6 protein-coding genes and 1 pseudogene are annotated in these 9,873 nt (G+C 70.1%); 2 read left to right on the plus strand and 5 right to left on the minus strand.

Annotated features, from left to right (window positions below):
- The first annotated feature begins 28 nt into the window (after positions 1-28).
- Both EF903_RS21555 and pyk read left to right on the plus strand, forming a co-directional pair.
- The gene (locus EF903_RS21555) at positions 29-1,246 is read left to right on the plus strand and encodes an acetate kinase (protein ID WP_125545612.1); all 1,218 of its coding nucleotides are present in this window, start codon (positions 29-31) and stop codon (positions 1,244-1,246) included.
- 64 nt (positions 1,247-1,310) lie between these two features.
- Positions 1,311-2,741 carry a pyruvate kinase gene (gene pyk / locus EF903_RS21560; protein WP_125545614.1) on the plus strand — a complete coding sequence of 477 codons (1,431 nt, stop codon included), beginning with the start codon at positions 1,311-1,313 and terminating at the stop codon, positions 2,739-2,741.
- Between the two features lie 81 nt (positions 2,742-2,822).
- Here the strand turns inward: pyk and EF903_RS21565 are convergent, their stop codons facing one another.
- The 5 genes and pseudogenes from EF903_RS21565 to EF903_RS21585 form a co-directional block, all read right to left on the minus strand.
- Positions 2,823-3,491 (minus strand): hypothetical protein, encoded by a 669-nt coding sequence (locus EF903_RS21565; protein WP_125545616.1) that lies wholly within the window; start codon positions 3,489-3,491, stop codon positions 2,823-2,825.
- A 5-nt stretch (positions 3,492-3,496) separates the two neighbouring features.
- Complete coding sequence (locus tag EF903_RS21570) at positions 3,497-6,814, minus strand: polymorphic toxin-type HINT domain-containing protein (protein ID WP_125545618.1); 3,318 nt, start codon at positions 6,812-6,814, stop codon at positions 3,497-3,499.
- Positions 6,766-7,953 (minus strand): hypothetical protein, encoded by a 1,188-nt coding sequence (locus EF903_RS21575; RefSeq protein ID WP_125545620.1) that lies wholly within the window; start codon positions 7,951-7,953, stop codon positions 6,766-6,768. Before EF903_RS21575 ends, EF903_RS21570 begins: the two co-directional genes overlap by 49 nt.
- A 20-nt stretch (positions 7,954-7,973) precedes the next feature.
- Positions 7,974-8,861 carry a VCBS repeat-containing protein gene (locus EF903_RS21580; protein ID WP_260615737.1) on the minus strand — a complete coding sequence of 296 codons (888 nt, stop codon included), beginning with the start codon at positions 8,859-8,861 and terminating at the stop codon, positions 7,974-7,976.
- A gap of 250 nt (positions 8,862-9,111) precedes the next feature.
- Positions 9,112-9,873 (minus strand): annotated as a pseudogene (locus tag EF903_RS21585) (hypothetical protein); the annotation flags it as partial.

The following is a 9,873-nucleotide window of genomic DNA, read 5'->3' on the forward strand; positions in this document are numbered from 1 at the left end:
GCTCCCCCTCCGAAGGAAAGCTCCCCACGTGACCACCGCATCCCGCGTCCTCGTCCTCAACTCCGGCTCCTCGTCGGTGAAGTACCAGCTGCTCGACATGGCCGGCCCGACCCGGCTCGCCGCCGGCCTCGTGGAGCGGATCGGGGAGGGGACCTCCCGGCTGGTCCACGAACCGCTCGCCGGCCCGGCCGCCGAGGGCGGCAGGCGCGAGCGGACCGGGGCGATCGGCGACCACCGGGAGGCGCTGGAGGCGGTCGCGGCGGAGCTCGCCGCCGACGGGACGGGCCTGGACTCCCCCGAGCTGGCGGCCGTCGGGCACCGCGTGGTGCACGGCGGGACCCGCTTCACCGCGCCGACCGTGATCGACGACGAGGTGCTGGCGGAGATCCGCAGCCTGATCCCGCTGGCCCCCCTGCACAACCCGGCGAACGTCACGGGCATCGAGGTGGCCCGCGCCCTGCGGGCCGACGTCCCGCAGGTGGCGGTCTTCGACACGGCCTTCCACGCGACGATGCCGGAGTACGCGGCGCGCTACGCGATCGACGCGGCGACGGCGGACAAGTACGCGATCCGCCGGTACGGCTTCCACGGCACCTCCCACGCGTACGTGTCGCGGGCCGCGGCCGGGCTGCTCGGCCGGCCGGCCGAGGACGTCAACGTGATCGTGCTGCACCTGGGCAACGGCGCCTCGGCGTCGGCGGTGCGCGGCGGGGTGTGCGTGGAGACGTCGATGGGCCTGACGCCGCTGGAGGGACTGGTCATGGGCACCCGTTCGGGCGACGTGGACCCGGCGGTGGTCTTCCACCTGGCGCGGGTGGGGGGCCTGTCGGTGGACGAGATCGACTCGCTGCTGAACAAGAAGAGCGGTCTGCTGGGGCTGTGCGGCGACAACGACATGCGCGAGGTGCTGCGGCGGGCGGGCGACGGCGACGAGTCGGCGCGGCTCGCGTTCGCGGCGTACGTCCACCGGCTGAAGAAGTACGTCGGCGCGTACACGGCGGTGCTCGGCCGGGTGGACGCGCTCGTGTTCACCGCCGGCGTCGGCGAGAACGCCCACCAGGTGCGGGAGGCCGTGGTGGACGGCCTGGGGGAGCTCGGCCTGGCCGTGGATCCGCAGGCGAACGCGGTCCGGTCGCCGAAGCCGCGGCTGGTGTCCCCGGCGGGCTCCCGGGTGGCGGTGGCCGTGGTCCCCACGGACGAGGAGCTGGAAATCGCGAGGCAGGCCTACGCGCTGGTAGCTCGGTAGCGTGTCTTGGACCTTCCACCAGACGGAATATTCCGCTACGAAACAAACCGATAGGATCCGCTCCATGCGCCGTTCCAAAATCGTCTGCACGCTGGGCCCCGCCGTCGACTCCTATGAGCAGCTGAAAGCGCTCATGGAGGCCGGTATGAACGTGGCCCGTTTCAACTTCAGCCACGGGTCCCAGGCAGAGCACCAGGAGCGGTACGACCGCGTCCGCAAGGTCTCCGAGGACACCGGGCGGGCGGTCGGCGTCCTCGCCGACCTGCAGGGCCCCAAGATCCGCCTGGAGACCTTCGCCGAGGGCCCGGTCGAGCTGGTGCGCGGTGACGAGTTCACCATCACCACGGAGGACGTCCCGGGCGACAAGAGCATCTGCGGCACCACGTACAAGGGGCTGCCGGGCGACGTCGCCAAGGGCGACCAGATCCTGATCAACGACGGCAACGTCGAGCTGCGCGTGATCGAGGTCGACGGCCCGCGGGTGCGGACCATCGTCATCGAGGGCGGCGTGATCTCCGACCACAAGGGCATCAACCTGCCGGGTGCCGCAGTGAACGTCCCCGCCCTGTCGGAGAAGGACGTCGACGACCTGCGCTTCGCGCTGCGGATGGGCTGCGACATGGTCGCCCTGTCCTTCGTCCGCGACGCCAACGACGTCAAGGACGTCCACCGCGTGATGGACGAGGAGGGCCGCCGGGTCCCCGTCATCGCCAAGGTGGAGAAGCCGCAGGCCGTGGAGAACATGGAGGCCGTCGTCGCGGCCTTCGACGCGGTCATGGTGGCCCGCGGCGACCTGGCGGTCGAGTACCCCCTCGAAAAGGTCCCGATGGTCCAGAAGCGGCTCATCGAGATGTGCCGCCGCAACGCCAAGCCGGTGATCGTCGCGACCCAGATGATGGAGTCGATGATCACCAACTCCCGCCCGACCCGCGCCGAGGCCTCCGACGTGGCCAACGCGATCCTCGACGGCGCCGACGCGGTCATGCTGTCTGCGGAGTCCTCGGTGGGCGCCTACCCGATCGAGACCGTCAAGACGATGTCGAAGATCGTCGCGGCGGCCGAGGAGGAGCTGCTGTCCAAGGGCCTGCAGCCGCTGGTCCCGGGCAAGAAGCCGCGCACGCAGGGCGGCTCGGTCGCCCGCGCGGCCTGCGAGATCGCCGACTTCCTCGACGGGAAGGCGCTGGTCGCCTTCACCCAGTCCGGCGACACGGCCCGCCGCCTCTCCCGCTACCGCGCGGCCCAGCCGATCGTCGCGTTCACCACGGACGTCAACACCCGCAACCAGCTCACGCTGAGCTGGGGCGTCGACTCGTACGTCGTCCCGCACGTGGACACCACCGACGCCATGGTCGACCTGGTGGACTCCGAGATGGTCAAGCTCGGCCGCTACAACGCCGGCGACACGATGATCATCACGGCGGGCTCCCCGCCCGGCGTCCCCGGCACGACGAACATGGTCCGAGTCCACCACCTGGGCGGCCCGAACCTCGCCTGACCCCGCACGCACAGCCGCCGAGGGCGGCGCCCGGACCCGGAAGGGGTCCGGGCGCCGCTCCCGGTGCGTGGCGGGGCCGGGTCAGTCCACCGGCTCCGCCCAGGCCTCGGTACCGACGTCGATCCCGCCGTCCTCCACGACGCACTCGTCGTAGCCCAGCCTCTCGCCGAGATCCCGGTATCGCGCGAGGCGGGGTTCACCGATCGTGATCTGGTAGGCCTTCAAGACCCTCAGGAGCATCCTGAACCCCAGATCCGGATCAACGTCCGTCACCGTCCTTTCCAGCGTGCGCACCACGTCCGGGACCCCGTAATGCGGGTTCCCCTCGACGGAGCGCACGGCCGCCGCGACGGACCCGACCTCAGCCAGCACCTCGTCCGCGAAAGCCGCCGCCGGGGCGGGTCCCGCCGGCGCGACGGCGAAGTACGGATCGTCCTGGCGGATCCGCTCGACGCAGACGTCCGCGACCCGCCGCAGCCACGCCCGCCCCTCGACGCCGAAGAAACAGGGCCGGTAGGAGCGTTTCGATGCCGCGCACCACAGGATGTCCACCTCCCTGGAAGAGAGGTCCGACTCCAGCACGCGCAGGGCGTCCTCCAGGAGGGTGGGGGCGTATAGGCCGTCACCCCAGTCGGCGACGGCCGCCACGATCTCCAGCGGAGTCGTGCCGGCACTCCATCCGGCATCGACCATCCTGGTGAGACCGCTGAGGCCGAAGTCGATGTAGAACTGCTTCCGGTCGTCTCTCATCGGCGTCAATCCACCGGGTAGGCGGTGTAGACCATGTATCCCTTGTGCGGGGACCTTTTCAATACGATGGTCACCGTGTTCCCCGCGTCTCGCACGTCCCCATTGGCCTTGTAGATCTTGCCGAGCGAGCCGGGAGCGTCCAGCCTCACAGTGATCGTCAGATGATGTGCGGCATTGTTCGAGTCCGCCGGAGTCTTCTGCATCCATTTCTGCAGCTGCTTCCGGTGCGCCTCGTTGGAGTGCCACTTCTTGAACGCCGCGTCCACGGACTTCTGCGCGGTGTCGAAGTCCGTCCACACGGAGGACTCGCCCCGGCTGGTGTTCGGGTGCTCCAGAAGATCTTTCTTCGCCTTGTCGATCGCCTCCTGGGGCGTGGGCTCCACGTGGTCCTTGATGGTGTGGGCTCCGCGGTCTCCCTCGTGCAGCCTGAGGTTCAGGCAGTTGTGGACCAGGACGTCCCGTGGGAGGTCTCCTTCCGTGCGCACGAAGAAGCTGTGGAGCCCGTCGACCGTGATGTCGTAGACCCTGCGCGTCCCGCTCACGGGAAGCTCGTCCAGCGAGGTCACCGTACGGACCGAGCCGTCCGGTTCTTGTAGCCGGTCCCCCGTTCGCAGGTCGGCGGCCACGGTCCAGCCGCGTCCGACAACGTAGAACTTGTGCCCCGGTGTGGTGCTCACTGTGCCGGTGCCCGCCACCTCGACGCTCAGCAGACGGCCTGCATCGTGCTGGAAGGTATCCGTCACCCGCTGAGGACGGACGGTCCCGGTCACCGGACCGCCCGCCATGACCAGATCGTTCTCGCGCACCTGGTCGATGGGCTTGTACGTACCGTCCCCCATCAGCACGCGGGTCGCGGCGGGAAAGCTGTTCGTGGCACAGCTGGTGAGCGCGTCGATGGCCGCATCCGCCTCGCGCTCGAGGGCGGCGACCGTGCTCGGATCCATATCGGCCTTCGCCGCCAGCGCCCGGGCGTCCGCCAGGCCCACGCCCGTGACCATGACGGCCCGGTAGGCCTGCATCGACTGCATGAGGAGCTCCATCCGCTTGCTGGCGGCGCCCATGGCCAGGTCGATGCCCGCCGACATGCACGCTTCCAGTTCACCCTTGGCGCAGTTGAAGAAGTCGTCCGTGAGCATGTGCCAGAGCGTCTTCAGGAACACCTTGTCGAAGATCAGTGCGATCTCCAGGCGGCTGAAGTACACATCCTTGTAGTACGTCTGCAGGCCCATGTTCTGGGTGTCGATCCAGGTCACGTACTCAGCCGGGCAGTTCGCCTCGGTCACGTTCTCCGGGGCCGCCGGGTCCGTGCACAGGTAGAAGTCGAGCGTCAGGTTGTACGTCAACTTGAACTTCACCGTGCAGCCGTCGAAGCCGATGTCCAGGACGCACTTGTTCTGGTCGACCGGCTCGCCCACCGGTTCGATCGTGGAGCGCGTGAACACGCCCTTGAAGCCGGTCACACCGCCCGAGGCGATGGCGTCCCGACTCTTCTGGTTCTCCGTGCGGGTCGCCGCGTCCTGTGCCTCCTTCGCCGCTGCCTGCGCCCGGGTCGCCGCAGCCTCCGCCGTCTTGGCATCGCTCTCGGCCTTGGTCGCGACCGTGTTCGCGGTGGCCGCGTCGGCCTCCGCCGCCTTGGCCGCCTTACGGGCCGAGGCGGCATCGCGCTCCGCGTCCGTGGCTGCGGAATCGGCAGCGGACGCGTAGGTGCCCGCCGTGGTGGCCGCGGCCTGGGCCGCCGCCGCGTCCTGAGTGGCCTGCCGGTTGTACTCGACCGTCCTGGTCTCGGCGGCCTTCGCGGCCTGCGCCGACTTCGCCGCCGCGGTGGCCGAGGCCTGCGCGGCCTGCGCCGACTTCGCCGCCTTGGCAGCCCAGTCGGCCGCCTGCAGCGCGGCCTGCGCCGCCGCCTTCGCGTTCGTGTCCGCCTGCTCGGCGAGCTTCTTCGCCTCGGCCGCGGCCTTGGCCGCCTGGTCCGCCTTGGCCTGGGCCAGGGCCGCCTGCTGTTCGGCCGCCGTCTTCGCGGCCTGGCCGGTCAGCACGGCCAGACCCGCGGAGGAATCGGTCTCCTTGTACGGAGAACCCAGCTCGATGGCGTCGTTGGCCGGCTTGACCACCTGCATCGCCGACTCACTGGCGGCCACGGCCGCCCGTGCCGTGGCGAAGGCGAATCCGGCCGTGCGGACGGACTCGGCTCCGGCCGCCACCGCTTCGCTGCGGGCCACCGCGGCGTCCGTCTTGGCCTGATCCGCTTTCTGCCGTGCCGTCTCCGCCTGCGACTTCGCGGTGATCGCGTTCCACTTGGCCTCGTCCGAAGCGTCGATGGCATCGGCTGCCGCCGAGTGCGCCTTCGCCACTGCGGCTTCGGTGACCGCGACGTCCCTCTTGGCCGCGTCCGCCGCCGCCTGGGCGCGCTTGGCCGCCCCCTGGGCGCGGGTGGCCGCCGCTCTTGCGCTGGTCGCGGCCTCGGTCGCGGTATTCGCCTCGGCCCGTGCGGCCGTGGCCGCCGTGGCCGCGTTGTCGGCCGCGGTGCGTGCCGCGGTGGCCGCTGTACGGGATCCTTCGGCCGCGTTCGTGCCTTCATCCGCGGCGGCCTTGGACTCCTTGGCGTAGGCCTTGGCGTTCAGGGCGTCGCGCTGCTGTTCGGCGTCGACCGCCTTGTTCCGGGCCGCCACGGCCTTCTTCTCGGCTTCGACCGCTTCCTTCATCTTGTTCTCGGCGGTGGTTCCCGCGGTCTGCGCCGCGGACAGCTGATTCCCCGCCGCAGTCCGCTGGGTCTGGGCCCTGGCTTCCGCCGCCGCGGCCTTCGCCCGCTCCGCTTCGGCGAGCTCCTTCTGCGACTTGGCGTAGTCCCGCTCGGCCTCGGCCTTCTCCCGCTTGGCCTTCGCGTCCGCCGCTGCGGTCTTGGCCTCCTTCTCGGCGCTCTCCGCCTTGACCTGTGCCGCCTTCGCCTTCGTGGCGTTCTCCGCGGCCTTCACTGCCTGCGCCGCAGCGCCCTCCGCCGCGGACTTCGCCTGCGTGGCGGCCTCTTCGGCGGCCTTGCGGCGGAACTCTGCCTTCGAGGCGTGCGCCTGCGTCATGGCCAGCGAGTTCAGGGTCTTGCTGTCGGCCGCCGAGGCACGCGTCGCGTTCAGCGCGGTCTCGGTGGCCTTGGCTGCCGCCTGGGCGGCCGCCGCCGACGCCTTGGTGATCTGTGCCGCCTGCTGGCCGTAGAGCAGACCCCGGCCGCGGGGCGCTCCCGCCTGGTCGGCGATGGTGTACGCGGCGCTCTGCGCAGCCGTCACCTTGGCGGCCTGGTCCTGCGCGTCCTGGGCCGCGCGCGAAGCCACGTAGAGCCGCCCGTCGCGCGGGCTTGGGCCTGCTCGATCCCCGTGCGGGCCTTGGCGAACTCGCTCGGCGACGGCCGTCCGCTGCCTTCCGGAACCTTGAGGAAGTGTGCTTCCCAGTCGGTGAGCCGGCCCGCGATCATGGACTGGCCGAGTGCCTCGGCCATGGCCTGCGCGGCGATCTGCAAGTCCTTGGAAGCGGCCTGCTCGGCACCGAGGATGATGTCCCGCTGGGCATTCTGGCCCGCGATCTCGGCCTGCCACTCCTGGGAGGCCACGGCCACCTCGGCCGTCAGGACTTTGTGCGGGTCAAGCGGGTTGCGCGTCGCGCAGGAGGCGAAGCGCGCCTTCAGCTGCTCCACGTCGATCCGGAACTCCATCGAGCCCAGGTCAGGGGCCGTGGTGGGGAAGCCGCCGTTCTGCAGGAAGATGCGGGCGTCGTCGGCGTACATGGGAGTGGACCCCGCCATCCGCCATTCCCATTCCTTGCGGTCCTCGTAGTTTGCCGGCGTCTCTGGGTAGTACCGGGCCTTCGCGATCTTGGTGGCGGCTTCGACGGAGTCCTTGCCGGCCAACGGATGTGGATCTGTGTAGAAGTCGCTCTCACCAGTCCAGAACTGGTCCGCGATCCAGCCCGCGTAGCCCGTACCCGTGAAGATGGTCGGGTTGTCCGGCGGCCACTGGAATCCCGCGACCGAGTAGCCCGGCGGGATGTCGTGCAGGTACAGATTGGCCTGCCAGGCCTTGTTGCGGGCTTCCATCTCGCCGAACTTGGCGTAGGCAGCTGCATGGTCCTTCTTGTATGCCGCCGACAGCGGGGTGCCGTCCCAGTAGTTGCGCGCCGCAGCGGCGAGCAGCTCGGGCTCGGTCCCCTTCAGGCCCGCGCGGGCGACGGCCTTCATCTCCGTGCCGCCCTTGCGGAGCACGTTGCCGAGGAGGCACTGGGCCTCGCGGATCTTCTGGGCCGCCTCCAGGTCGTAGGGGGCGGGCGCTGCGGCGGCAGCCGGACGCAGGCCGTCCGGGGGCTGCACCCCGCTGCCCGTGCAGGTGACGGCCGCGGCGGTGGCTGCGGCGGTGGTGGTCAGGAAGCGCGTCCAGGTGCCGAAACGACGGCGTCTGGGCGACTGTGCGTTCGTACGCATACCCGTATCAGCCGTTCTGCTCAGAAGAGGACATCGAAGGCGGCCCAGCCCGAGGCGCCGATCTGCACCCGGGGAGCGAAGGGGGCGGCGGTGTTGCCGGTGCCCTTGAACAGCCACAGCGCGCCGGCGGTGTCGGCCGCGATCAGGTCGGTCTTCCCGTCGCCGTCGGTGTCGCCGGCGGAGGCCAGCGCCTTGTACGCCTGCCAGCCCGCGCCTGCGTCGTACCGAGTGCCGACCACGGCGTCCACCGTGGCCGCGCCCGTACCGGCGTAGATGTTGAGCGTGCCGTCGCCGAAGCGGGCGAGGAGGTCGGCCTTGCCGTCGCCCGTGTAGTCCCCTCGTCCCACGAGCGTCATGCCGTTCCACCCGGTGCCGACCCTGATCCGGGCGGCCAGGGTGCCGTCGGGCTTCCCCTGGTAGAGCCAGAGGTTGCCGGAAGCGTCCCGGCCGACCAGGTCCGGGTCGGCCGTACCGCCCATGTTTCCGACGGAGACGATCGTGTTGTAGATGTCCCAGCCGCCGCCTATGACCTTGGTGTCGTTGCCGTGCTCGGCGGTGTAGTAGAGGGTTCCAGCCGCGCGGTGGTAGAGGTCGTTGGCCCTGCCGCCCTCCGAGACATTGGCCTGGACGAGTGCGGTCGCGTCGCCGAATCCGCCCCCCAGCTCGTAGGCGGACTTCAGTCCGCCCGTGCCGTTGGCCTCGTACGCCCTCAGTTCGCCGGTGCTCGCGTTGCGCGCGAAGAGCGGAAACGTCTTCAGGGGCGAGCCCACCTGTTGGGCTCCCATGGAGCCGGCATTGGCGGTCCGGTCCCCCCAGAGCGGTGGCGCAGCTCCGGACACCCCCACCGCGACGGCGGCCAGCACCAGACCGATCGCGCAGATCACCGCCCGGCGCACCGGGCGGTTCATGGATTGAAGCATCGAGATGTGTTTCCTCACGGGAGTCACGAGCGACGGGCATGCCACAGGCACACCAACAAGCTCGGAGTCCCCCCCAGACACAGCCGACGCACCGCATCCGACAGCGGTGGAGTCACGCTACTCGAATGGGTAACTTCCGTAAAGATCAAGGGAGTTGACTGTCCAAAAACAGATAGCCCGCCCCCCGGTCCGGGGACGGGCTATCGGAGACGCGACCGGCTCACCTGGGGCGATGCTCCTACTCCGGCGGGCCGATGTAGTTCTTCAGGCCCGGGACGGTCAGGGTGCCGCCGAACTGGCCCGCCTGGACGACCTTGACGTTCGTGAAGAACGCGAAGGGGACGTTCAGCGGCGGCGGGCTGTCCGGGGAGAACTCGATCGGGATGATGCCGAACAGGTTGCCCTTGAGGCTCTCCGTGTACATCGTCACCTCGGCGCCGCGGATCTTGGACGTGGAGCCGGGGCGGGACTTCAGGTGGGCGACGTTCGCGCCCTTGCCGACGGTCTGGTACAGGTCCTTGATGTCGAGCGAGTCCGCGGTGAACTTCAGGACCTTCTTGGTCTTCCCGCTCGCCGTCTTCACCTCGACGATGCCCTGGTAGTCCAGGCCGTAGAGGGTCAGCAGCGAGCTGTCCAGGTACCAGGGCTCGTCCGGCAGGAGCGGGATCCCCGGCTCCAGCTTCGCGTTGGCCAGGGCCTCCGGGTCGTGGGTCGGGCACGGGAAGGGCTGCTTGCCGTCCGGGTCCGCCGACGCGTCCGGCTTCGCGCCGTCCTTGTCGTCCTCGTCGTCCCCGTCCTTCTTCGCGCCCGTCTCGTCCTTGGGCTTGGTGGCGGTGTCCTTCACGTCCTGGGACAGCTCCGTGACGCCGGCGCCGACCTTCTTCGCCGCCTCGCGGATGGCGTCCGCCGCGGGGTCCGGGGCCGGCTTGGCCGGGGTCGTCGGGGCCGGCGTCACGGAGCTGTCCCAGGACGTGAAGGACACCGCCACCAAGCCCAAGGA

Origin of the sequence: Streptomyces sp. WAC05292 (assembly GCF_003949955.1) — a bacterium.
Taxonomy (GTDB): Bacteria; Actinomycetota; Actinomycetes; order Streptomycetales; family Streptomycetaceae; genus Streptomyces; species Streptomyces globosus.

Coding starts and splice junctions, on each gene's coding strand:
- pyk (WP_125545614.1), top strand. CDS start 1,311: ATGCGCCGTTCCAAAATCGTCTGCACGCTGGGCCCCGCCGTCGACTCC.
- EF903_RS21565 (WP_125545616.1), bottom strand. CDS start 3,491: ATGAGAGACGACCGGAAGCAGTTCTACATCGACTTCGGCCTCAGCGGT.
- EF903_RS21575 (WP_125545620.1), bottom strand. CDS start 7,953: ATGCGTACGAACGCACAGTCGCCCAGACGCCGTCGTTTCGGCACCTGG.
- EF903_RS21580 (WP_260615737.1), bottom strand. CDS start 8,861: ATGAACCGCCCGGTGCGCCGGGCGGTGATCTGCGCGATCGGTCTGGTG.